Origin of the sequence: Aliarcobacter sp., assembly GCF_041672065.1 — a bacterium.
Classification (GTDB): Bacteria; Campylobacterota; Campylobacteria; order Campylobacterales; family Arcobacteraceae; genus Aliarcobacter; species Aliarcobacter skirrowii.
The window spans coordinates 1-22,733 of record NZ_JBAZAH010000005.1 but is presented as its reverse complement, the minus strand read 5'-3'; the positions used below and the strand labels follow the sequence as shown (position 1 = coordinate 22,733).

Below are 22,733 nucleotides of genomic sequence, written 5' to 3'. Positions count from 1 at the left end.
AAATTCCAAAATTAGTTTTGGGTATAATAGCCAAAATTTTATTAGGAATCTTATGAAAAATATACTAATTACAGGTTGTTCAAGTGGTATTGGACTTGAAACTGCACTATTTTTAAAAAACAACAATATTAAAGTTTACGCAAGTGCAAGATGCGAAAAAGATGTAGAGATTTTAAAAAATTTAGGTTTTAAAACTTTTAAGATTGATGTTACAAAAAAAGATGAAATAAGTTTTGCTTTAAATGAAATTTTAAAAGAGGATAAAAAACTTGATTCTGTTTTTAATAATGCTGGTTTTGCAATTCCAGGGGCTATTGAAGATATAAAAACTGATGATTTAAAAGAGCTTTTTGATACAAACTTTTTTGGACTTCATGAGATTACAACTCAAGCTATGAAGATATTTAGAACTCAAGGATATGGAAAAATTATTCAACACAGCTCAGTTTTGGGAATTATCTCTTTAAGATTTAGAGGAGCTTATAATGCTAGTAAATATGCAATTGAAGGATTGTGTGATACTTTAAGACTTGAAACTTTAAATAGTAATATTTATGTAAGCACAATAAATACTGGATCCGTTACTTCAAAATTTAGAGAAAACTCTTTAAAAAATTTTAAAGAAAAAATTGATATAAAAAGTAGTTTCTGGAAAAACTCTTATGAGAGTGAACTAAAAGCAAGACTTGAAAGTAGTGATGATAAAGGAGCTTTTACACTTCCACCAATAAGCGTTGCAAAAGTTGTTTTAAAAATTTTAAACTCTCCTAATCCAAAACCAAGATACTATGTAACAAAAGCTACATATATATTAGGTTTTGCAAAGAGAGTTCTAAGTACATCTTGGCTTGATAAATTGCTTGTAAAAATCTAATTTTTTACAAGCTCTTTCTTATTTGCTATATTTTGCAGATAATCACTTATTTGAATTAGACAAAAAGTTATAATAAATATCATAAATCCAGGAAAAAAACTAACCCACCAAGCAATATCTATTACAGTTTTTCCATCACTTAACAAACTTCCCCAGCTCATTTGTGGTGGATTAATTCCAAGTCCCAAAAAAGAAAGCCCTGATTCTGCTAAAATTGAACCAGCAACTCCAAAGGAAAAAGAGATTAAAAAAATAGGCGCTAAAAGTGGAGCAAAATATTTTAAGATAATTTTTGTTTTACTCACACTTGATACTTTTAGAATCTTTATAAATGGTTTATTTGATAGTGCAAAACTCTCACTTCTTATCATTCTTGACATACCCATCCAACCCGTTATTGAAATAACAACAATTAAAATAAGAGTGTTTGCTTCAATATATGAAACTAATGCTAAAAGCAAAAAGAATGTTGGAAAAGTTAAAAATAGATCAATTATAATTGTAACTGCTTTATCAACATTTCCTTTAAAATAACCTGCAGTTATTCCAACAATAAGTCCTAAAAAAGATGAAAAACTAGCAGCTAAAAATCCAATAATCAGTGAAGTTTGACCACCTTGCAAAACCCTAGCAAAAACATCTCTTCCTAATCTATCTGTTCCCATTATATGTTCAAAGCTAGGGGCTAAAAGAATCTTTTGTGGATTTAACTCATAAGGTGAAACTGTATAAAAAATTGGCAAAATAAACATTGCCAAACTAACAGTTACCAACAAAATAAAGGCAAATCTAAACATCAAATAGTATAACTATAATAAGATAGTGAACTTTTGCCAAATTTTCTAGTTTTTTCTAAACTAAATTTTCCTAGAATCTTTGGAACTTCAAGTTTTGACTCATGCTCAATTATGATTTTAAAAATATTATCTGACTCTATATTTTCAATCATTCTAAAAGATTTATCATAAATATCATTCATTCCATCTCTATAGTCAAAAGGTGGATCAACATATAAAACTATCTCATCTTTAGAATTTTTTAAAAAGTCTAAAATTAAAGGTGTTTGAACAAAGGCATTTCCTTGGATTGTTTGACACTTTTCAATATCAACTTTTTTACAATTTTTTAATAAAATTGAGTAAGAGTTCTTATCAAGTTCTATAAAATAAGCTCTTTTTGCACCTCTACTAATAGCTTCAAGACCAATAGAACCACTTCCAGCGAATGACTCTATAAATATTTTATCAATAATATCAAATTGTAAAACATTAAAAACTGACTCTTTTAAAACAGCTTTTGAACTTCTTGTAACATCAAGAGATGGTAAATCTAAAATTTTTCCTTTGTAAGCACCTGCTATAATTTTTGTTGTTGGTTTTGCTTCTTTCATATTTTTGCCTTTTATAAGATTATCTAGCGTAACTTTCAGCTCTTAACTCTCTTATTACATTTATTTTTATTTCACCTGGATATTGAACTTTCTCTTCAATCTCTTTTGCTATCTCAGTTGCCAATAAAACTGCCTCATCATCATTTACAAGATTTGCATTTACTATAACTCGCACTTCTCGTCCAGCATTAATAGCATAAGCATTTGTAACACCAATTTTACTTGTAGTTATATTTTCAATCTCTTCAACTCGTTTTAAGAAGCTCTCTAAAACTTCTCTTCTTGCCCCTGGTCTTGCAGCACTTAAAGCATCAGCTGCACAAACAGCTGCACTTTCAACATTTATTGGCTCTTCATGACCATGATGAGCATAAATTGCATTTATCACAGTTTCACACTCTCCATATCTTTTACAAATATCAGCACCTAAATCAACATGACTTCCAGGAGCTTCATGAGTTAAAGCTTTTCCAATATCATGCATAAGTCCAGCTCTTCTTGCAAGTATTGCATCTCCACCCATTTGTGCAGCAATAAGACCTGCTAAATGAGCAACTTCTAGTGTATGTGCAAGTGCATTTTGTCCATAACTTGCTCTATATCTTAATCTTCCAACAAGTTTGATAAGTTCAGGATGCATAGATTTAATTCCAAGTTCCATAACAACATCTTCACCCTCTTTTTGAATATTTTTATCAAATTCAGCTTTTACTTTTTTGTAAATTTCTTCAATTCTTGCTGGTTGAATTCTTCCATCTTCAAGTAGCTCTTGAATTGTTCTTGTAGCAATGGCACGTCTGTATAGATTAAAAGATGAAACCGTAATTGTATTTGGAGTATCATCTATAATAATATCAACACCTAAAAGCATCTCTAATGCTTTTATATTTCTACCCTCTTTTCCAATAATCTTTCCTTTTGTCTCTTCATCATTTAAAGGAATATTATTTATAAGTCTCTCTGCTGCAAACTCTCCTGCATATCTAGTAACTGCTTGAGACAAAATATTATTAATCTCCTGTTTTGAGTTTTGCTCAGCAAGTTTATATTTTTTTCTAAATATTGAAGATATTGTAGCTCGTGAATCCTCTTCAACTTTTTTTAACATCAACTCTTTTGCTTCACTTTTTGTAAGACCAGAACCATTTTCTAAGATCTTCATAGCTTCTAAAGTTTTTTGTTCATAAGCCTTTTTTTGCTCTTCTAAACCATCTTTTAGAGTTCTAATTTTTCTATTATTCTCTTCAATCTGCTCTTTTTCTCTTTTTATAGCTTTTAATTCACTCTCTAAATGTTCATTTAAATCTTTCTCTTTTTTCTCTATCTTAAAGAGCATATTCTCATACTCTTTTCTAGCATTTTTAAACTCCCTATCACACTCAAACTTTGCTTTTAGCTGAGCGTCTTTTAGTGCAACTTCAGCTTCATGCTCAATTATTCTTGCTTTTGCTTTTGCTTGTTCAATAAATACTTCAAACTTTGCTTTATGTATTTTTCTAACAACAAAAACAGTAATTGCAGAACTTAAAAAAGCTACAACTATTGCTAATATTATACTCTCCATTTTAACCTATCCCGTAATTATATAATCTGCTTTTATATCGTAATTATCACTTAAAATCTCTTCACTTTTACAAAGTACTAATTGAGTAAATATTATTGTAGGTTTATAATCTAATCTATCAAAAAATCTATCATACATCCCTTTTCCAAAACCGATTCTTTTATTAAGTTTATCAACACCAACTATTGGAACAACTGCCAAATCTATTTTTGGTGGTTTTATAAATGAATTGTTTGGCTCTTTTATGTTGAAGCTTTTTTTATTTAAAGGTAATCTATACTTTACAATTTTAAAGCTATCTTCAAACATATAAGGTACATAAATATTTTTTCTATTCATTCTTAGCTCTTGAATTAAAGGCTTAATATCTACCTCTAAATCTAAAGGCAAATAGAGCATTATATTGTTTGCATTATATTTTTTGATAATTTTTTTTAAATTATTAACAACTAATTTACTTTTTGAGTACCTTGAACTTTGCGCAATAGATTTTAATCTTTTTAAACACAACTTTCTAAAACTGCTCTTTTGATTTGTTATCATTTAAGCCTCTCTTAGGTAAAATCACTACCTAATTAACAATTTTACCTAAAGGAATTGAAATGAAGTTTAAAATTTTATCTATTTTTATAATTTTTATATCAATATTTTTTACAGCATGCGAGAATAAACCAAAAGAGGAGATAAAAAAAGTTGAAGAGTTTAAAAAATACTCTTTAAAAACTACAGATAACTCTACAATTAATATAACTCTAAAAGATAATAAAATTTTATTAGAAAATAGTGACAATAAGATAGTTCTTTTAAACTTCTTTACTACATGGTGCCCAGCTTGTAAGGCTCAATTTTCAAATTTAGTAAAACTACAAGATATATTTCAAAATGATATAATTATAGTTGGAATTTTACTTGAAGATTTAAAATCAGATGAAGAGCTTCTTCAATTTATTACAAAGTATGATATAAACCATCCTATTACAAACTCTTCAAATGGAATTGAACTAGCAAAAGAGTTAGGTGGAATAAAAGCAATTCCAAAACTTTTTATTTTGGATAAAGAGGGTAATATATTTGAGACAATTACAGGGATATCTCCAACAGAGATGTTAGATATTAAAATTAAAAAATTATTAGAGAGATAAGATGTTTGGATTTTTAAAAAAAGATAAAAATAGTTCCACTGAAGCTGAAAATAAAAACTTTTTATCTAAAGCTTTAGATAAAACTTTTTCATCTATAAAAACTATTGTTCCACAAAAAAAAGAGAAGATTAGTTTTGAAGATATTGAAGAGCTTTTAATAGAAGCTGATGTTGAGTATGAGATTATTGAAAAGGCTATGAATGGACTTCCTTCAATGATTTCAAGAAGAGAGTTAAGACATAGACTTGTAATGCTTTTTGAGCATAGTGTTGATGTTGATTTTACAAAATTTGAAAAACCTTTTGTAAGACTTATAATTGGAGTTAATGGAGCTGGTAAAACTACAACTATTGCTAAACTTGCTAATAGGCTTAAAAAAAGTGGGCAAAGTGTTATTTTAGGAGCTGGAGATACATTTAGAGCAGCTGCAATTGAGCAATTAAGCTCTTGGGCAAACAGACTTGATATTCCAATAATCAAAACAAAACAAGGTCACGATTCAAGTGCTGTTGCATTTGATACAATAAATTCAGCAATCTCAAGAGATATTGATAATGTAATAATTGATACAGCAGGAAGACTTCAAACTCAAACAAATCTAAACAATGAGTTGAAAAAAATAGTTAGAATTTGTGAAAAAGCTTTGAATAATAAACCATTCTTAAAAATCATGATTCTTGATGGAACACAAGGAAACAGTGCAATAGCTCAAGCAAAAGCTTTTAATGAGATGGTAAAAGTTGATGGGATTATTGTTACAAAACTTGATGGAACAGCAAAAGGTGGAGCACTATTTTCAATATCAAATCAACTAGAACTTCCAATTTTTTATATAGGAATTGGAGAGAAAGAGGATGATTTAATTGAATTTAGTCCTGATTCATTTGTTGATAGTTTACTTGATGAGATATATTTAAAAGAAGAATAAGGGGGAAAGTTATGAAAAAACAAAAAAGAGTTAAGGGGTTTTTTGAAGATTTACTACTAGTATCTTTAATTTTAGTAGTTATTTATGCAATCTATTTTTTTGTTTTTAAAGATAACAATGAAACAAAAGAGCCTGTTACAACTGCCGTTTCAAAAGAGAATAGATTTTTTAAAAATCTATATGAAGAGATAAAAGAGTCTTTATTTACAGATATTCAAAGTCAAGAAAAAATTGAGCTAAGAAATATTCAAAATATACATAATATTGAAGAGTTAAATTCAAATAACAACTACCTAAACTACTCAAGAGAAAAAATATTATCAATTAGAAATGAAGATATATCAGCTAAAGAGAATTTAGAAAAGTTAGAAAAAGAGAGTTTAAGCGAAGAAGAGTTAAATCAAGAAGAATCTAATACTAATGATATTAACTCTTTAGAAGAGAAGAATATAACTCAAATATCAGAAGAAAAAGCTGAAGTTGTTGAAGAAACAAAGTTAAGTGAAAACACTCAAGAACAAAAGAGCAAAGAGAATGAGATATCTTTTAATATAACAGAAAATGAAGAACAAAAAAAAGTTCCTAAAAACTACAAAAGAGATGAAAATAGTATTGATGTAAAAAAATCAGGTGAACTATTTACTAACTTTAGAAATAGGGTTTATGAAAATATCAAAAAGAATATCCCCTCTTCTGCTTTAGAAAAAGGTAAGCATGTAAATATTAGAGTAACTATCTTAAAAAATGGTGGATATGAGGAGTTAATCTTTGTAGATGGTAGTATCTATAACTACGACATGATAAAAGAGCAGATTCAAAATGTTTTTCCTCTTGAAATTGATGAGAGTATAAAAGGAATTTTTCCAAGATACTATAGAATGAAAATAAACTTTTAATAAGATTTTACTCTAAAAAACTCTCTATCTTTTGAAAATATTTATCTATATTTTCAAAAGAGTGATTACCACCCTCTTCTACTATCAAATTTGTATTTTTTAAAATATTTTCTGCAATTTTATAATCCAAAACTTCATCACCACTTTGCAAAAGAGTAAATATATTTTTAGGATTTTTAAGCTCTTTTACTTCATAATCTTTTAAAGAGTTTATATGCTCTTTAGTAAATTCAAACTTTGAATCATCAAAATAGTTTTTTATATAGTTTGCACCTTCATAGCGACTTAAAGTATTTAGAGGTTTTATTGCTGGATTTATTAAAACAGCTTTTAAACTATACTTATTTGCTAAATATAGTGCATAATACCCACCCAAAGATGAACCAATTAAATGAACATTTTGATTTAATTTTAAAAAAACTTCAATTATTTGCTCTAAATTATTAATTGCTAATTTTGGAATAGTAGGAAGTGAAGGATGTATTAAATCATCTTTAAAATACTCTTTAAACTCTAAAGCTTTTTTCCCAAAACCTGAACTTGAAAAACCATGAAGATATAAAATCATATTAAACCTTAAAAAAATTTATAAATTGTACTAAGAATAAGATTACACTTTGCAATATTTTTACTCTTTTTAAAATATTTTCGATAGAATCACTCAAATTTTAAAAGGTTTTTTATGGCAAAGAAAAAAAATACACTATTTGAGTGTCAACATTGTGGTGAACAATCTAGCAAATGGCTTGGAAAATGTCCAAATTGTGACTCATGGGATAGTTTTTTAGAACTCAATGCAGATCAACAAGAGGTCTTAAAGCAGACTATTAAAGTAAGCAGTGAAGCTTCAAAAGCAAGACCAATTACAGATATAAAACAAGATGATGTAGAAAGATTTTCATCTTTTAACTATGAGTTTGATTTGGTTTTAGGAGGAGGAGTTGTTCCTGGAAGTTTAACACTTATTGGTGGAAGTCCAGGAGTTGGAAAATCAACACTTTTATTAAAAGTAGCTGGAAGTATTGCCAAAAGTGGTAAAAAAGTTTTATATGTATCGGGAGAAGAGAGTGCTGGACAGATAAAATTAAGAGCAAATAGACTTGATGCAAATAGTGAAAATCTATTTTTACTTAGCGAAATAAAACTTGAAGAGATTATGGATGAGTTACTAAGAGAAAACTATGAAGTATGCATAATTGACTCTATTCAAACAATATATTCAAGCCTTTTAAACTCAAGCCCTGGAAGTGTTTCACAGGTTCGAGAGATTACTTTTGAGCTTATGAGAAAAGCAAAAGAGTCAAATATTGCTATGTTTATAATTGGACATATCACAAAAGATGGAAGTATTGCAGGACCTAGGGTTTTAGAGCATATGGTTGATACTGTTTTATATTTTGAAGGAGAAGCTAGCAGAGAGCTTAGGATGCTTCGAGGTTTTAAAAATAGATTTGGAAGTACAAGTGAAATTGGAATTTTTGAAATGACTGCTGAGGGACTTATAAGTGCTAAAGATATTGCTAGTAAATTTTTTGATAAAAATAAGAGCCAAAGTGGTTCAAGCTTAACAGTCTCTATGGAGGGAAGTCGTGCAATTATTCTTGAAGTTCAAGCACTTGTAACAGAGAGTACTTATCCAAATCCAAAAAGAAGTGCAACAGGATTTGATGCAAATAGACTTACTATGCTTTTGGCACTTTTAGAGAAAAAACTAGATTTACCACTAAACAACTATGATGTTTTTGTAAATATTAGTGGTGGAATAAAAATAAAAGAGAGCAGTGCTGATTTAGCTGTAATTGCATCAATTATTAGCTCATTTAGAAATCGACCTATTTCAAAAGAGTCTGTATTTATTGGAGAGGTTAGTTTAACAGGTGAGATAAAAGATGTTTACTCTTTGGATATAAGACTAAAAGAGGCAAGTGCTCAAGGAATTAAAAAAGCTGTTGTTGCTCAAAAAATAAAACAAGATCTTGGTATAAAAGTGTTTGCAGTTGATGAAGTATCTAAGATGATAGAGTTATTTTAACTAGCGACTCTATTTGTCGCTAGTACTATTTTCATTGTCTAAAATAAACTGTTTATTTTTATAAATTGAGTGTATAAATGCTAAAGATATTGGAACTATTGCAAAAGTTGTAATTAGCATTGGTGGTAGATGATAAAAAATCTGTATCAACATAGATAAAGATAGAAGTCCAATTGACCACATAGCTCCATGTTCTAAATAGATATATTTAGCAACAACCTCTTTTTCTACCATATAAATTGTAAGGCTTCTTACAGCCATTGCTCCAACTCCAAGTCCAAGCATAATAATTACAACATTTTGAGTAATAGCAAAAGCCCCTAAAACACCATCAAGTGAAAAGCTCATATCTATCATCTCTAAATACATAAATGATATAAATCCACCACTTAACTCTGTAACTTTAGTGTCACTATTTTTATGATTTCCACTTTTTAACTCTATAAAACCTTTTAAAAGCTCAAGCAAATAAAAAGCAATAACACCTACAATCATTGGAACTAAAATCTCTAATTTATTTATAGTTACCAACTTATCTCCCATAACAACTTCATTTGGAGCTATATAGGTAATTGCTAACATTAAAAACATAACAAACAAAGCTTTAATATCACCTACTTTTGATAACTTAACAGCAATATTTTCAATATATTTAATCCAATGAACATCTTTATTCTCATCAAAAATAAACTTTAAAAATAGCATTAAAAGGAACATTCCACCAAAAGACATAATTATATGATGAGAGCTTTGAATTATTTTTTCATACTCACTTGGATTATTAATTGCTAAATTAAAAGAGTCAAGAAGTCCCATTGAAGTTGAGAAATATACAATTAAAATAGGAAATACAAATCTAACACCAAAAACAGCAATAATCATACCCCAAATAAGAAATCTTTTTCTCCAAACAACTGCCATTGTTGCTAAAATTGTTGCATTTACAACTGCATTATCAAAAGATAGACTAAGCTCCAAAACTGATAAAATAGTACCTTGATAAAGTGCAAAAAAACCACCATACAAATACAATAATACAGAAGCTACAAACCAAACTGCAAAAAGACCATAAAAATATGAAATTATAGGTTTTTGTTTCAAACTTATTCCTTAAAATTTTTTTGTGATTGTATCGAAAAAAGAATCTATTTTAGATTATCTCTGAACCATTTTTTACAATATCAACTCCAAATTTCTCTCTTAAAATCTGCAGTTTATTAGTTAATTTCTCTTTTTTTAAATCATCTTCATACTCAAAAAGATTATATGTATGACTATTTTGTTTTGCAAAATTAAATACAGTTATATAAAGTTGTACAACTCTATAATTTCTATGTATATCTGCTTTTAAAAATAGATCTTGCATATAGTTTTTAAAATCAAATTCATTAAAAATTGTATTTGTATTTAATTGTGATTTTGATTTTGTATTGTACTCATATCTTATTTGCAACTGATATGACAAAGGATTATAACCCTCTTTATTTACAATAAAACTAAGATATCTGCTTAAAATCATAACTCTTCTTTTAAGTTCATCTCTACTTAAAATTGGATCAAAACTTCTTCCAATTCCAAGAGATTTTCTCTCTTTATTTATTGTTAAACTATTATCTCTAATTCCACAAACTCTATTGTATGTATCAACTCCAACTTTACCCCAAGAGTAAAAAAGAGTTCTGTTTTTTCTAATATCTCCTAAAGTTTTAATATTATAACCAGATAGTTTTTCAACAAAAGATTTTCCAATACCTGTAAATTTTGATATTTCAATATCTTTTGTGAAACTCTCTATATCGTTTTGTTTTAAAACTTTAACTCCATTTGGTTTTGCAAAATCTGTCATAAGTTTTGATAGATATTTTGTTGGTGCAACTCCAATAGAGACTGGAAGATCCAACTCTTTTTCAATTTTTTCTTTTAATTTTTTGGCAAAATCAAAAGCCTCATCTTCTTCTATATATCCACTTAAATCTCCAAAAAACTCATCTATTGAAAATTGCTCAATTAGTGGGATTTCAAGCTCTAAAAGATTTTTTAAATTATTTGATAAATTATCATATAACTCAAAATTTGGTTTTATCATTTTTAATTTTGGACAAACTCTCAATGCCTCATTTACACTCATGGCTGTTTTTATTCCATAAGCTCTTGCTTCATAAGATGCAGTTGTTATAATTCCTCTAATTTTTCCATTTTCATCTACAAAATAGTCTCTATCTTCAACACTTGAACTATCTAAAATTTTACTTGAAAAACTAGCACGGTTAGTTGCAACTTTTCTATGAACCTTTTTATTTGAAAAAATATCAACATTACTCTTTCCTCCAACAGCAACTGGAATGTTTAGCAAAGTTTTATCAATAGTTCTATGAGCAGAGACAAAGTAGCAATCTAAATCAAGGTGAATAAACATGGTGAAATTTTACTATATTATGTATAAATAGAACTATTTAGAGAAATTTATAAAATTTATTCATTAATTAATATAAAATTAACACCTCTTTGCAATACTTCACAAAATTTATTTCAAAAAGGGAAAATTTATGAAAAAGATTATTACTTTATCTTTTGGTTTAGCTGCAATTTTAAGTGCTAATGAAGCTGTTAAATTAGAGCAGGTAAATATTGTTGAAAAATCAAACTCAAAACTTATAAAAGATATAAATAGTGAAGAGTTAAAAAGTGCTGATTTAGCTGAAGCTTTAATGAAAAACTCTGCAAATATATCAATTGTAAGAAGAAATGGTATTGCAAATGATATTATATTAAGAGGGCAAAAAAAAGATAATATTAATATCTTAATTGATGGTGCTAAAATATATGGTGCTTGTCCAAATAGAATGGATCCACCAACTTCTCATGTAGTTACAAATAATATTAAAAGTGTAAAGATTATTGAAGGACCTTATGATGTTGAAAATTTTGGAACTTTAAGTGGTCTTGTAAAAGTTGAAACAAAAGATCCAAAAGAGGGATTTCATGGTGAATTGAACTTAAATGCTGGAAGTTTTAACTATAAAAAAGCAAGTGTAACAATTGAAGGTGGAAATGATAAAGTTAAAGCTTTAATCTCTGCTTCAACTGAAAAAAGTGATCCATATAAAGATGGAAATGGTGATAACTTTTTAGAACAACAAAGAAAAAGAGGAGTTCCTCTTGCAACTCAATATAAAAGTGATGATATAGATGCATTTGAAAAAGATAGTTTTTTGTCAAAACTACAATTTAATCTAACAGATGATCAAGATTTAAAACTTTCATATAGTGCAAATAGAAGTGATGGTATTTTGTATCCAGCTGGACCTATGGATGCTGATTGGGATGATAGTGATATTTACACTTTAGGATATACAATAAGAGAGTTAGGAAGTTTTTCTAAAGAGTTAAATTTGGATTATTACTACTCAAAAGTAGATCATCCTATGAGTGGAAAATTAAGAAATGGAAATGGAACTTCATATATGACAAACCACTTAAAAACTTCAGTTTGGGGAGCAACAGTTAAAAACTCTTTAGAAATTAGTGATAGTTTAATTACTCTTGGTCTTGATACAAGTGTTAGAAACTGGAGAGGTCAAATGCACTCTACAAATATAGCTACAGGTGTAGTTACTCCAAATGCTACAATGAATAGGATGTATGATACAGATACTACAAATAAAGCAATTTTTACAAAGGTTGAAAAATCTATTGGAAATTTAGATATTGAAGCTGGTTTAAGATATGACTACACAGATATAGAGACTCAAAGACCAAATGTAGATGATAAAAAATATACTGGACTAAATGGATATCTGTTTACAGCATATAATTTTGATGAGAAAAATAAGGTTTTTGCAGGTATTGGAAAATCTTCTAGAGTTCCAGATGCAAGAGAGTTATATCAACAAACAACTTCATCAAATCCAAACTTAGAACAAACAAAAAACTATGAGGTAGATTTAGGATTTGAGAAAACTATTGGAAACTTTAATATTAAACCAAGAGTATTTTACTCTGAGTTAAAAGATTATATCTATAATAGTTCAAAATTTGAAAATATAGATGCAAAAATTTATGGAGCAGATGTAAGTGGATATTACTATTTTACAGATGACTTATCACTTGATTTTTCACTTGCTTATTTAAGAGGAAAAAAAGATGGCAACTATACAGATAAAGATTTAGCAGAAATTCCACCACTTAAAGCAAATTTTGCTTTAAACTATGAGTATAAAAAAGCAAAATTTAAAGCAGAAGTAATTGCTGTTGATAGATGGGATAGCTATGATGCAAGTGCAAAAGAGCAGGAAATTGCTGGATATGCACTTGTAAATTTAAAATATTCTCAAGAGTTATTTAAAAACTTTGAATTAACTTTAGGAGTTGATAATCTATTTGACAAAGTTTATAACTCAACAAATACTTATCAAGATATTAAATATGTAACAACTGTTGGAGGAGATGAAATTTTATTTAATGACCCAGGAAGATATGGTTATATAAATTTAAAATATAGTTTCTAATATTTTAAACAAGCCAATTTTAGGCTTGTTTAACTATGTTTTTAAGATTTAAACTTATTTTTACACCATCTTCAATATTGTTTATATTTATAGCAACTCTATTTCTATCACAATACTCTTTTACAACTGCAAGTCCAATTCCATGACCAATATTTGAAGAGTCTTCTTGAAAAAATCTATCAAAAACTAGCATTAAATTTTTTGCATCAATTTTTTCTCCTTTGTTAAAAATAGATAAAATATTTTCATTTAATTCAATTTTTATATATGGATTTTTCTTATCATTATATTTAATTGCATTTGATATAAGATTATCTAAAACTATTAAAAAACCCTTATAATCGCTATATAAACTAATATCTTTTAAGTTTAAATCTATCTTTGTATCTTTTTTTATATCTTCAAATTTATCTAAGGTTTTATTTATAGATTCAAGCAGACAAAACTCCTCTTTATCTATATTTTCAAGAACTTTTTGAAACTCATACTCCATATTTTTGTAAAGTTCAAACAAACTCTCATTTGCTTTTTCAATTCTCTCTACTCTTTGAAGCGTTTTTTCATCGCTTATACTTTTTTTTAGTAATTGAGTATTTATTTTAATAGTTGAAGTTGGAATATTTAACTCATGAAGAGTATTTTTTATACTATTTTTCAAGCTCTCATCACTTGTTAAAAGTGATTTTAAAATCTTTTTTGAAAATATTAAAAATAAAATTGAACCTAAAAGTGATAAAAAAATGATAAAAACAATACTATTTTGTAAAAAATCAAACCTAACAGTTAAAAAAGAGTTTAAAAATAGTATTAAAAGAAGTAAAAAAAATATCAATATAAAATTTGATAGATGAAAAAAGAGTCTTTTAAAGTTCAAATTTATATCCAACACCTTTTATATTTTTTATCACATCATCTTTTATTTCAAAAATATTTTTAATCTGATTTATATAGACTCTTACAGCACCTTCACTGTGAGTCTGCTCTTTGCTATAAAGTCTTGAAAAAATCATCTCTTTTGTAACAATTTTGTTTCTATTTTCAATAAAAAGCTCAAGTAGTTCTAAAACTTTTGAAGGAAGATTTAAATCTTCATTATCTTTATAGACTCTTTTATCCTCTTGATTAAAATATAGATTATCTTCTAAAATAACTTTTGAAAAACCTTTGTTTTCTCTTCTTAAAATAGCTCTTAATCTTAAATTTAACTCATCTAAATCAACAGGTTTTTTTATATAATCATCACATCCAGATATAAAACCACTTTTTAAAGTATCTTTATCTTTATATGAAGTTAAAAAAATACAAGGGGTGTTGTCATTGCTTTGTCTTAACATCTTTAAAGTTTCAAGTCCATTTAGTTTTGGAACATTTATATCAAACAAATATAGGTCATAATTTTTTGAGTATGTATATGAAAATACCTCTTCTGAATCTTTTGCGATATCAACTTCAAAATTTTCACAATTTAAAAAATCCTCAATACTAGATGCAAATAAAGAGTCATCTTCCAAAATCAAAATATTATACATAACTATCTTTTCTTATCTTTAGTTTTTTGTCTTGCAAGTTTTTTATACTTATTTTGTATCTGTTTTCTATCTTTTATCTCTTGTTTTATATCGTACTCATCGGCACTTTTTAATCCACTTCTTTTCTCAACAGGTATTTTCCCTTTTAGTTTTGGATTTAATCTAAAAAACTCATCCAAATCAATCTCAAAAATATCACCTTTGTTGTGTAGTTCTGCTTTTTTAGGATAGCTTATAATATAACACTCTTCAAAGTTTTTATTAATTTTTCCACCATAAGATAAGATAGAGAAAACATTATATTTTTTAATTATAAAAATCATAAAAAATATTAAAAAAATATATATTGAAATATCAACTGAACTCATCTTTATCCACTCTTTTAATTTTAGTTTAAATAGTATCAAAAAACTGCTTATTAATTAATTTTTGGCTACAATCCCATTTATTTTTAAATATACTTCAGGGGGCTTGATTGGTAAAAAATATCTCTATGAGTTTAGGGTTTTTACTTCTTGGTTATTTAGTAATCACTTATGAAAACTTTACTGTACTTTTAAGTGGAATTGCCATTTTTATTATTGGTATGTTCTTTATGCAAGATGGTTTCAAACAACTATCAGGAGGTCTTTTAGAAAGACTTTTACAAAAGTTTACTTATAATAGTTTTTATGCAATTGCAACTGGTCTTGTGGCAACTTCTATAGTTCAAAGTTCAACAATAACAACACTTCTTACAATATCTTTTGTGGGAGCTGAATTAATTACTTTAGTTCAAGGAATTGGAGTAATATTTGGTTCAAACCTTGGAAGTACAACAACAGCTTGGATAGTTTCAAGTTTGGGAGTTGATGTTAAAATCTCAGCTTATGCATTTCCTATGCTTGTATTTGGTGTAATTTTAAGATTTTTTAAAACAAACTCATTTAAAGGAACTGGAAATGTTCTTTTAGGACTTGGTTTTATCTTCTTAGGAATTGCATATATGAAAGATGGATTTGATGTAATTAAAGATCAAATTGATTTAGCAAGCTATGCAATGGATGGTTATGCTGGAATTTTATTATATATTTTAATAGGTCTTTTTGTAACAATTGTTATTCAATCAAGTGCAGCAACTTTAGCAATTGTTATTACAGCTTTAAATGCAGATAGTATTTCATATATAAATGCTTTATCTTTGGCAATTGGAGCAAATCTTGGTACAGTTTTAACAGCGATTGTAGCATCTTTTACTTCCACTCAAGATGCAAAAAGAGTAGCTGGTTCGCATGTTATTTTTAACTTTGTAACAGCTTCTATTATTACTATTTTTATCTACCAATTTAAAGATTTTGTTGATTTAATTGCTCCATATTTTGGAATTAGTGATAATAACTATGGAATGAAACTTGCACTATTTCACACTCTATTTAGTTTAGTTGGTATTTTAGTTTTATCTCCTTTTATACCTTCTATAGCAAGATTTTTAGAGAGAATTCTTCCTCAAAAAGTTTCATCTGCTTCAAAACCAAAATTCTTAACTCCTATTGTTTTAGAAAGTCCAGATGCTGCTTTAGTATCTATAAAAAAAGAGATAATAAATCTTTATGAAAATTGTCAAAAAGCAATGCTTCACGCACTTAGTCTTCATACGACTGGACTTAATAAAGAGACTTTAGCAGTTCAACTAAACAAAGAGTTTACAGTAATTGATACAAATATAGATGAAATTTATCAAACAAATTTAAAATCTTTATATAGTGAAATTATAAAATACTCATCACTTGCTCAAACAAATATGTTTGATTTTCAACAAAAAGAGGCTGGAGAGCTCAAAAAAGCTGCTTCTTTAATTGTTGAAGTTTTAAAAGATACAAGAGATATTCAAAAAAATGTAAACTTCTATTTAAAAAGTAGAAATAGCTTTATTAAAGAGGAGTATAATATCTTAAGAAAAGAGCTTGCAGAGATTTTAATAGATATTGATACTCTTAAATCTTTGGAAGATGATGCAGAGCAACTAACTCAATTTGAGTTTATAAAATCTGAATTAGTACAAAATGATTTAGCAAGTAGCGAAGAGATTGATGCACTAATTAGAGAAGATAAAATCAAATCAACAATGGCAACTTCATATATGAATGATAGTGCAACTGGTTATGCTATTCAGAAAAAACTTGTTGAAGTTGCTAGTATTTTATTTTTAAATAGTGAACTTATCAAAAAAATTAGTGAGGTGAAAAATGAAACTAAGTAAAGTTGTAGATAAGGTAAAAAAGTATCTTAAAAAAGATATATTAAAAAACTCTCATGAAGAGAAAATAAGTGAGATTCTTGAAAATCTACAATTAAGAAAAAAGAAGATAAAACTTGAAATAAGTGAACTTAAAGATTATGATTTAAAAAAGAGTATAGAGCTTGAGAAGAAACTAAAAGCTATTAATATTCTTATTAAAAAGAGTGAATCTTTAATATCTAAATCATCAAAAAAGAGTGAAACTCTATCTTAAGAGTTTCGCTTTTTATCTTTTACAAAATATCCTACAAATAAAAATATATTGCTGGAATAATCCAAGCTAATCCTTCATTATAAAATGGTATTTCTTGCATAAACTCAAATTTAAAATATGAGTTTGAAATAAGTTCAAAAATAGAGTAAAAAATAGTTGCAAAGCTTGTAAATTTATATATATTTTGATTTGTAATATATTTATCAAAAAAAGTTAAAAAAACCAAAACAATAACTGCTGGATATACTATAAATAAAATTGGTGCAGCAAAATTTATAATATTTTCTAAACCAAAATTTGTAATAAATATTGCAAATAAAGATGTTAAAACAACCAACTGTTTATAGCTAAACTTACCATTACTTATTTTTGAAAAATACTCAGCTGTAACACTAACAAGTGCAGCTCCTGTTGTAAAACAAGCTAAAAATACAACAAATGCTAAAACAATTGATGCATTGCTTCCAAAAAGATTATATATGATTAAATTAAGTAGTTTTACTTTTTCAATATCAGATCCATATAAAGAGCTTGTAGTTGCTCCCAAATATGCTAAACCAAAATATACAAGCATAATTCCAAAAGCAGCCAAGATTGAAGCATTTGAAACAACTTTAAATGTTGTTTTATTATCACTATAACCTTTTGATTTTAAAAGCTTAACAACAATAATTCCAAAAGCTAAAGCTGCCAACATATCAAGTGTTTGATAACCTAAAATCAATCCATCAAAAAATATAGTATCATTTTTATCATTTTTTACAATATCTCCTAAAGGTGTAATTACCCCTTTTATAATAAGAATAAGCAAAGATATAAATAGCAAAGGAGATAAAACCTTCCCCAAAATCTCTATCATACTACTTGGTTTTAATGTAAAAAACAGAATAAGCCCAAAATAAAAAATTGAAGTTATTATCGAATTTAGACTACTATCTCCAAAATATGGAATTATAAGCATCTCGTAAGTAACAGCTCCTGTTCTTGGTAGTGCAATCAATGGTCCTATGCACAATATTACTATTGCCATTAAAATCTTACCATTTATTTTTCCAAGTTTTGAAGTAAGATTATCAACATTTCCACCTGCTTTTAATAAAGCAAACATAGCAATAGTAGCAAATCCAATATCAGCTAAAAAGTATGCAAAAAATGATATTTTCCAATCACTTGCACTAATTAATCCTAAGTATGGAGGAAAAATAACATTTCCAGCTCCAAAATACATAGAAAATATTGCAAATCCTAGAATTAAACTATCTTTATAGACACTATTTTGCTTCATTATATTTAACTTATCTCAAAAAAGTTGTAATTTTGTCTTAGAGCTTCATAAGTTATTATTGATACACTATTTGCAAGATTTAAGCTTCTTGCCCTATTTGTCATTGGAATTGTAACCAAACTATTTTCTGCTTTTTTTAATATCTCTTCAGGCAATCCAGCATCCTCTCTTCCAAAATAGAAATAATCCCCTACTTCAAATTTTTCCTCAAAGTATAATCTCTTTGTCTTTGTTGTTGCTAAAAAGTGTCTTGATGAGAGAGGGTTTTTTTGCCAAAAATCATCAATATTTTCATACTCAAAAACATCCAAATCAAACCAATAATCAAGCCCTGCTCGTCTTAACTCTTTTTCTGTAATATCTTTAAACCCATAAGGTTTTATTAAATGTAGTTTACAATTTAAAGCAAAGGCTAATCTTCCAATAGTTCCAACATTTCCAGGAATTCTTGGCTCATGAAGTACTATATTGAACATTATAAAATCACCGTTTTATTTTTGAATACAAAAACTCTATCATTTAAAAGAAGTTCAAAGGCATTTGAAAGTACTACTTTCTCAACATCTCTTCCAGCATTTCTCATATCCTCCCAAGAGTAAGTGTGATCTACTCTTACAACATCTTGATAAACAATTGGTCCCTCATCTAAATCATTTGTTACAAAGTGAGCTGTTGCACCAATAATTTTAACTCCTCTATCAAAGGCTTGTTTATATGGATTTGCACCTATAAATGCTGGTAAAAATGAGTGGTGGATATTTAAAACTTTACCTTTGTACTTTTCAACAAAATTTGGTGTTAAAATTCTCATATATTTTGCTAAAACTATAAGTTCTGGATTAAACTCATCTATTTTTGATTTTAAAAGCTCTTCGTGCTGCTCTTTTGATAGATTATCTGCACTAATACAGAAAAATGGAATATCAAACTTCTCGACTAAATTTCTTAAATCTTCATGATTTGCAATTACAGCTTTTATATTTGCATTTAACTCATTTGATATATATTTTATAAGTAAATCACCTAAAACATGAGCCTCTTTTGTAGCTAGTAGTACAACATCTTTTTTTGTTCTTTTATTTAAAGTTATTTGAGAACCTTGCGGTAAAACCTCTTTTAACTCTTTTAATAAAATATTTGAAGATACATTACCAGATATTAAACTTCTCATAAAGAAATTTTTTGTTTGGGGATCTACATATTCAGCATTTGTATCAATATTTAAATTATTTGCAAAAAGAACTTTTGAGATATTATAAATAAGTCCTTTTGCATCATTTGTTGCAATTTTTAATATATATTGTTCCATATTTTCCATACTATTTTAAATTTTCAAGCTCTTTTCTATAGCTTTCTACATCAAATTTTTTAACTCTTGTAATTCCTAAATTAAAGGCTTCAAGAGCAACAGCTGATGATACTTCAATAAGTAATCTTTTATCAAAAGGAGTTGGAATAATATAATCTTTTCCAAAACTCAAATCTCCAAAAATAGCTCTTACTTCATCTGTTATTGGCTCTTTTGCTAAATTTGATATAGCTTTTGCTGCAGCTATTTTCATACTCATTGTAATCTTCATAGCTTGAACATCCAAAGCACCTCTAAAGATAAATGGAAATCCTAATACATTATTTACTTGATTTGCAAAATCAGACCTTCCAGTTGCAGTTATTGCTTTTGGTTTTACACTTTTTACATCATCTGGAAATAGTTCAGGAGTTGGATTTGCAAGAGTAAATACAATTGGTTCATCACACATAAGCTCTATATGTTTTAGAGTAAAAGTTTTTGGTCTTGACAACCCTAAAACCATATCAGCATCTCTAAAAGCATCTTCCATAGTCTCATAATCGCTTACAAACTCTTTTTTATATTGATTTAAATCATCTCTTGTCTCATTTAAAACACCTTTTGAATCACACATAATTAAATTTGTAATTCCAAGCTCTTTATACATTTTTGAACAAGCAATTGCAGCAGCACCTGCTCCAACAACTACTACTTTTAAATCTTCAACTCTTTTATTTAAAATTTCACAAGCATTTAAAAGTGCTGCACTTGTAATTATTGCCGTTCCGTGTTGATCATCATGCATAACAGGAATATCAAGCTCTTCAATGAGTCTCTCTTCAATAGCAAAACACTCAGGTGCTTTTATATCTTCAAGATTAATTCCACCAAAAGTTGGGCTAATTGCTTTTACAACATCACAAAATCTATCAATATCATCTTCATCTACTTCAATATCAAAAGAGTCAACTTTTGCAAACTCTTTAAACAATACAGCCTTTCCTTCCATAACAGGTTTTGATGCAAGTGCTCCTATATTTCCAAGTCCTAAAACAGCAGTTCCATTTGAAATAACAGCTACAAGATTTCTTTTTGTTGTATATAAAAAAGCATCTTGAGGATTACTTTTTATCTCTTCACAAACATAAGCAACTCCAGGAGTATATGCAAGACTTAAATCATCTCTATTCTTAAAGCTCTTTGTTGTGTAAACACCAATTTTTCCAGCTTTATCATTTTTATGATAATCAAGAGCCAACTCTTTTGTAACTTTAAAACTCATACTTCTCCCCTAATTGGTTTTTAATAAGCAAGGATAGTATCAAAAAATAGCTTAATAGTGCCGTTTATTCAATCATTATAACAGCAGCAAATCTTCCACATTTTTTATCTTCTCTATATGAAAAATAGTCAAAGCCACCACACTTTGTACAAATATGTGATACTTTTATATCTTCAACTCCTAAAGAGTTTAATTGAGCTTTGTTTATTCCTTGTAAATCTATATTTCTTTCATTTACAAAATCTTTTCCAAAAGATGTTTCAACAATTTTTGCCATCTCAATACTTACTTCATAACAACACTTTTGAATAGATGGACCTAAAATTGCTTTAATATCTTTTGGGTTTGAGTTAAATTTTTCAATAAAAAGTTTGGCTGTTTTTTTTGCTATTTGCATAAATGTTGAGTTTCTTCCTGCATGAATAGCTGCAATTACACCTTTTTTTTCATCAAAAACTATTATTGGAATACAATCTGCAACCATTACCATAAGTGGAAGATTTTTTCTATTTGTAATAATTGCATCACAACTATCAATTAATTTTGGACTTTTTTCATCTACAATTACAATATTATCACTATGTATTTGATTCATATATACTAAATTTTCATTTTTATATGAGTATTTTTTTGCTAAATTTTCTCTATTTTTTTCTACATTTTTTATATCATCATCAACATGAAATGCTAAGTTTCCATCACTTTTATTACTAAAAAAATATCTTATGCTCATTTTGCTCTCTTAATTCACTTTTAGTTATAATCTTGCCTAAAATTAGTTTAAGGATAAGATTTGAGCAAATTTGATGATAGAGCTAAAGATTGGGATAAAAAGCAAACAACACTTGATAGAACAGAAGCTTGTATAGAAAATATTAGAAAAAATGTAGATTTAAAAAATGTAAAAAATATTTTAGAGTATGGTTGTGGAACTGGTCTTGTATCCTTTGCTTTAAAAAATAACTCAAATAAAGTTATTGGATTTGATAATTCAATTGGAATGGTAGAAGAGTTTAATAATAAAGCAAAAGAGAGAGCCTTGGATAATATAAAAGCATTTAAACACGACATAGAAAACGACTCTATTGAAGAAAATAGTTTTGATTTAATAGTAACTTCAATGTCACTTCACCATATAAAAAATTTAGATATTTTTTTTAAAAAAGCATCTAAAGCTTTAAGAACTGGTGGAACTCTTTGTATAAATGATTTAGAAAAAGAGGATGGAACTTTTCATAAAAAATATAATAACGAAGGTGTTTATCACTTTGGATTTTCAAAAGAAGAGTTAGAAGAAATCTGTTTTGAACTTGGTTTTTCTAATTTTATTTATGAAAGAGTTTTTGTTTTCAAAAGAGATTATGGAGATTTTCCACTATTTAACTTCTACGCTAAAAAGCCTTTTTATAAAGAATAACTTAAAATGAAGAGAAAATTAAAAAAGGCAATATTTTATTAACAATATATTTTTAAAGAACATTTGCAAGTAAATATTTCTTGCTGATGTTTGATTTTTGAAG

General features: G+C 27.5%; 24 protein-coding genes. 9 read left to right on the top strand and 15 right to left on the bottom strand.

What is annotated here, in order from left to right; genetic code table 11:
- The first annotated feature begins 52 nt into the window (after positions 1–52).
- Positions 53–874, top strand: coding sequence for an SDR family NAD(P)-dependent oxidoreductase (locus tag WC168_RS01530; protein ID WP_372617150.1), 822 nt, complete (start codon positions 53–55; stop codon positions 872–874).
- Here the strand turns inward: WC168_RS01530 and WC168_RS01525 are convergent.
- From WC168_RS01525 to WC168_RS01510, 4 genes are read right to left on the bottom strand one after another with little or no spacing between them, the layout of a single operon-like run.
- Positions 871–1,671 (bottom strand): ABC transporter permease, encoded by an 801-nt coding sequence (locus WC168_RS01525; protein ID WP_066356126.1) that lies wholly within the window; start codon positions 1,669–1,671, stop codon positions 871–873. The two genes, WC168_RS01530 and WC168_RS01525, sit on opposite strands and share 4 nt — an antisense overlap.
- Positions 1,671–2,264 (bottom strand): 16S rRNA (guanine(966)-N(2))-methyltransferase RsmD, encoded by a 594-nt coding sequence (rsmD, locus tag WC168_RS01520; protein ID WP_066161395.1) that lies wholly within the window; start codon positions 2,262–2,264, stop codon positions 1,671–1,673. Before rsmD ends, WC168_RS01525 begins: the two co-directional genes overlap by 1 nt.
- Before the next feature lie 19 nt (positions 2,265–2,283).
- Positions 2,284–3,828 carry a ribonuclease Y gene (rny, locus tag WC168_RS01515; RefSeq protein WP_066161394.1) on the bottom strand — a complete coding sequence of 515 codons (1,545 nt, stop codon included), beginning with the start codon at positions 3,826–3,828 and terminating at the stop codon, positions 2,284–2,286.
- Positions 3,829–3,834: 6 nt separating this feature from the next.
- Positions 3,835–4,371, bottom strand: a complete 537-nt coding sequence (locus WC168_RS01510; protein ID WP_066161393.1) for a 5-formyltetrahydrofolate cyclo-ligase — start codon at positions 4,369–4,371, stop codon at positions 3,835–3,837.
- 59 nt (positions 4,372–4,430) lie between these two features.
- On the opposite strand from WC168_RS01510, the gene WC168_RS01505 reads away from it, so the two are divergent.
- Genes WC168_RS01505 through WC168_RS01495 form a run of 3 tightly spaced genes read left to right on the top strand, consistent with a single transcriptional unit; the run spans position 4,431 to position 6,794 of the window.
- Positions 4,431–4,970, top strand: a complete 540-nt coding sequence (locus tag WC168_RS01505) for a TlpA disulfide reductase family protein (protein WP_066161392.1) — start codon at positions 4,431–4,433, stop codon at positions 4,968–4,970.
- 1 nt (position 4,971) lies between these two features.
- Positions 4,972–5,898 (top strand): signal recognition particle-docking protein FtsY, encoded by a 927-nt coding sequence (ftsY, locus tag WC168_RS01500; protein WP_066161391.1) that lies wholly within the window; start codon positions 4,972–4,974, stop codon positions 5,896–5,898.
- Positions 5,899–5,909: 11 nt separating this feature from the next.
- A complete protein-coding gene (locus WC168_RS01495) occupies positions 5,910–6,794 on the top strand; it encodes a hypothetical protein (protein ID WP_319087250.1) in 885 nt (294 codons plus the stop codon).
- A 7-nt stretch (positions 6,795–6,801) separates the two neighbouring features.
- Here WC168_RS01495 and WC168_RS01490 read toward each other — a convergent pair whose 3' ends face one another.
- Positions 6,802–7,362 (bottom strand): YqiA/YcfP family alpha/beta fold hydrolase, encoded by a 561-nt coding sequence (locus WC168_RS01490; RefSeq protein WP_066161389.1) that lies wholly within the window; start codon positions 7,360–7,362, stop codon positions 6,802–6,804.
- 114 nt (positions 7,363–7,476) lie between these two features.
- Between WC168_RS01490 and radA the strand changes: the two genes are divergently transcribed.
- Entirely contained in the window at positions 7,477–8,826 is a 1,350-nt protein-coding gene (gene radA / locus WC168_RS01485) for a DNA repair protein RadA (protein WP_066161388.1), read from the top strand.
- Positions 8,827–8,835: 9 nt separating this feature from the next.
- Here radA and WC168_RS01480 read toward each other — a convergent pair whose 3' ends face one another.
- Positions 8,836–9,927 (bottom strand): DUF475 domain-containing protein, encoded by a 1,092-nt coding sequence (locus tag WC168_RS01480; protein ID WP_066351625.1) that lies wholly within the window; start codon positions 9,925–9,927, stop codon positions 8,836–8,838.
- Positions 9,928–9,976: 49 nt separating this feature from the next.
- Positions 9,977–11,242: a DNA polymerase IV gene (locus tag WC168_RS01475; protein WP_372617144.1), complete on the bottom strand. Its 1,266-nt coding sequence runs from the start codon at positions 11,240–11,242 to the stop codon at positions 9,977–9,979.
- 130 nt (positions 11,243–11,372) lie between these two features.
- Between WC168_RS01475 and WC168_RS01470 the strand changes: the two genes are divergently transcribed.
- A complete protein-coding gene (locus WC168_RS01470; protein ID WP_372617142.1) occupies positions 11,373–13,334 on the top strand; it encodes a TonB-dependent receptor in 1,962 nt (653 codons plus the stop codon).
- A 19-nt stretch (positions 13,335–13,353) separates the two neighbouring features.
- Here WC168_RS01470 and WC168_RS01465 read toward each other — a convergent pair whose 3' ends face one another.
- Genes WC168_RS01465 through WC168_RS01455 form a run of 3 tightly spaced genes read right to left on the bottom strand, consistent with a single transcriptional unit; the run spans position 13,354 to position 15,270 of the window.
- Entirely contained in the window at positions 13,354–14,166 is an 813-nt protein-coding gene (locus tag WC168_RS01465) for a sensor histidine kinase (RefSeq protein ID WP_372617140.1), read from the bottom strand.
- 31 nt (positions 14,167–14,197) lie between these two features.
- Entirely contained in the window at positions 14,198–14,863 is a 666-nt protein-coding gene (locus WC168_RS01460; RefSeq protein WP_319082797.1) for a response regulator transcription factor, read from the bottom strand.
- Positions 14,864–14,865: 2 nt separating this feature from the next.
- A complete protein-coding gene (locus WC168_RS01455) occupies positions 14,866–15,270 on the bottom strand; it encodes a hypothetical protein (RefSeq protein ID WP_167540776.1) in 405 nt (134 codons plus the stop codon).
- Between the two features lie 68 nt (positions 15,271–15,338).
- Here WC168_RS01455 and WC168_RS01450 point away from each other — a divergent pair, with 68 nt between their 5' ends.
- Together WC168_RS01450 and WC168_RS01445 are read left to right on the top strand one after the other, a co-directional pair.
- On the top strand, positions 15,339–17,102 hold the full coding sequence (locus WC168_RS01450) for a Na/Pi cotransporter family protein (protein WP_372617137.1): 1,764 nt from the start codon (positions 15,339–15,341) through the stop codon (positions 17,100–17,102).
- Complete coding sequence (locus WC168_RS01445; RefSeq protein ID WP_109066119.1) at positions 17,089–17,355, top strand: hypothetical protein; 267 nt, start codon at positions 17,089–17,091, stop codon at positions 17,353–17,355. Before WC168_RS01450 ends, WC168_RS01445 begins: the two co-directional genes overlap by 14 nt.
- Before the next feature lie 31 nt (positions 17,356–17,386).
- Here the strand turns inward: WC168_RS01445 and brnQ are convergent, their stop codons facing one another.
- The 5 genes from brnQ to pgeF all read right to left on the bottom strand — a co-directional run bounded on the left by brnQ (position 17,387) and on the right by pgeF (position 21,946).
- On the bottom strand, positions 17,387–18,640 hold the full coding sequence (brnQ, locus tag WC168_RS01440) for a branched-chain amino acid transport system II carrier protein (protein WP_372617134.1): 1,254 nt from the start codon (positions 18,638–18,640) through the stop codon (positions 17,387–17,389).
- A gap of 5 nt (positions 18,641–18,645) precedes the next feature.
- Positions 18,646–19,116 (bottom strand): tRNA (cytidine(34)-2'-O)-methyltransferase, encoded by a 471-nt coding sequence (locus WC168_RS01435; protein ID WP_066161379.1) that lies wholly within the window; start codon positions 19,114–19,116, stop codon positions 18,646–18,648.
- Positions 19,116–19,949 carry a formyltetrahydrofolate deformylase gene (gene purU / locus WC168_RS01430; protein WP_066356140.1) on the bottom strand — a complete coding sequence of 278 codons (834 nt, stop codon included), beginning with the start codon at positions 19,947–19,949 and terminating at the stop codon, positions 19,116–19,118. The genes WC168_RS01435 and purU overlap by 1 nt, the downstream gene beginning before the upstream one ends.
- A 10-nt stretch (positions 19,950–19,959) precedes the next feature.
- On the bottom strand, positions 19,960–21,213 hold the full coding sequence (locus tag WC168_RS01425) for a malic enzyme-like NAD(P)-binding protein (RefSeq protein WP_372617131.1): 1,254 nt from the start codon (positions 21,211–21,213) through the stop codon (positions 19,960–19,962).
- A gap of 64 nt (positions 21,214–21,277) precedes the next feature.
- A complete protein-coding gene (pgeF, locus tag WC168_RS01420; protein ID WP_279134187.1) occupies positions 21,278–21,946 on the bottom strand; it encodes a peptidoglycan editing factor PgeF in 669 nt (222 codons plus the stop codon).
- Between the two features lie 60 nt (positions 21,947–22,006).
- Between pgeF and WC168_RS01415 the strand changes: the two genes are divergently transcribed.
- Complete coding sequence (locus tag WC168_RS01415) at positions 22,007–22,630, top strand: class I SAM-dependent methyltransferase (protein ID WP_372617129.1); 624 nt, start codon at positions 22,007–22,009, stop codon at positions 22,628–22,630.
- Positions 22,631–22,733: the final 103 nt, after the last annotated feature.

Coding starts and splice junctions, on each gene's coding strand:
- WC168_RS01475 (WP_372617144.1), bottom strand. CDS start 11,242: ATGTTTATTCACCTTGATTTAGATTGCTACTTTGTCTCTGCTCATAGA.
- radA (WP_066161388.1), top strand. CDS start 7,477: ATGGCAAAGAAAAAAAATACACTATTTGAGTGTCAACATTGTGGTGAA.
- WC168_RS01435 (WP_066161379.1), bottom strand. CDS start 19,116: ATGTTCAATATAGTACTTCATGAGCCAAGAATTCCTGGAAATGTTGGA.
- WC168_RS01525 (WP_066356126.1), bottom strand. CDS start 1,671: ATGTTTAGATTTGCCTTTATTTTGTTGGTAACTGTTAGTTTGGCAATG.
- pgeF (WP_279134187.1), bottom strand. CDS start 21,946: ATGAGCATAAGATATTTTTTTAGTAATAAAAGTGATGGAAACTTAGCA.
- brnQ (WP_372617134.1), bottom strand. CDS start 18,640: ATGAAGCAAAATAGTGTCTATAAAGATAGTTTAATTCTAGGATTTGCA.
- WC168_RS01505 (WP_066161392.1), top strand. CDS start 4,431: ATGAAGTTTAAAATTTTATCTATTTTTATAATTTTTATATCAATATTT.
- WC168_RS01470 (WP_372617142.1), top strand. CDS start 11,373: ATGAAAAAGATTATTACTTTATCTTTTGGTTTAGCTGCAATTTTAAGT.
- rny (WP_066161394.1), bottom strand. CDS start 3,828: ATGGAGAGTATAATATTAGCAATAGTTGTAGCTTTTTTAAGTTCTGCA.
- WC168_RS01495 (WP_319087250.1), top strand. CDS start 5,910: ATGAAAAAACAAAAAAGAGTTAAGGGGTTTTTTGAAGATTTACTACTA.
- WC168_RS01510 (WP_066161393.1), bottom strand. CDS start 4,371: ATGATAACAAATCAAAAGAGCAGTTTTAGAAAGTTGTGTTTAAAAAGA.
- purU (WP_066356140.1), bottom strand. CDS start 19,949: ATGGAACAATATATATTAAAAATTGCAACAAATGATGCAAAAGGACTT.
- WC168_RS01460 (WP_319082797.1), bottom strand. CDS start 14,863: ATGTATAATATTTTGATTTTGGAAGATGACTCTTTATTTGCATCTAGT.
- WC168_RS01425 (WP_372617131.1), bottom strand. CDS start 21,213: ATGAGTTTTAAAGTTACAAAAGAGTTGGCTCTTGATTATCATAAAAAT.
- WC168_RS01445 (WP_109066119.1), top strand. CDS start 17,089: ATGAAACTAAGTAAAGTTGTAGATAAGGTAAAAAAGTATCTTAAAAAA.
- ftsY (WP_066161391.1), top strand. CDS start 4,972: ATGTTTGGATTTTTAAAAAAAGATAAAAATAGTTCCACTGAAGCTGAA.
- WC168_RS01490 (WP_066161389.1), bottom strand. CDS start 7,362: ATGATTTTATATCTTCATGGTTTTTCAAGTTCAGGTTTTGGGAAAAAA.
- WC168_RS01530 (WP_372617150.1), top strand. CDS start 53: ATGAAAAATATACTAATTACAGGTTGTTCAAGTGGTATTGGACTTGAA.
- rsmD (WP_066161395.1), bottom strand. CDS start 2,264: ATGAAAGAAGCAAAACCAACAACAAAAATTATAGCAGGTGCTTACAAA.